Raw genomic sequence first — 437 nt, forward strand, 5'->3', positions numbered from 1 at the left:
ACCACTTTGTGATTCATGACTGGGGTGAAGTCGTAACAAGGTAACCGTAGGGGAACCTGCGGTTGGATCACCTCCTTACCTTAAAGAACCTGCCTTTGTAGTGCTCACACAGATTGTCTGATGAAAAGTAAATAGCAAGGCGTCTTGCGATTGAGACTTACACGTCCCCTTCGTCTAGAGGCCCAGGACACCGCCCTTTCACGGCGGTAACAGGGGTTCGAATCCCCTAGGGGACGCCACTTGCTGGTTCGTGAGTGAAAGTCACCTGCCGTCATATCTCAAAACTCATCTTCGGGTGACGTTTGAGATATTTGCTCTTTAAAAATCTGGATCAAGCTGAAAATTGAAACGACACATCTTAAATGGTGTGTTCGAGTCTCTCAAATTTTCGCAAGTCGGTGATGAATCGAAAGAAACATCTTCGGGTTGTGAGGTTA

The 437-nt window shown here is 46.9% G+C and carries 1 tRNA gene and 1 rRNA gene; both read left to right on the top strand.

The window, feature by feature from the left end:
- Positions 1-78: ribosomal RNA gene (locus P346_RS0122105) — 16S ribosomal RNA — on the top strand; the annotation flags it as partial.
- Positions 79-163: 85 nt separating this feature from the next.
- Positions 164-239: transfer RNA gene (locus tag P346_RS00005), tRNA-Glu, on the top strand.
- The last annotated feature ends 198 nt before the right edge of the window (positions 240-437 follow it).

It is taken from the genome of Enterobacter sp. DC1 (assembly GCF_000568075.1).
Lineage (GTDB): Bacteria > Pseudomonadota > Gammaproteobacteria > Enterobacterales > Enterobacteriaceae > Enterobacter > Enterobacter asburiae.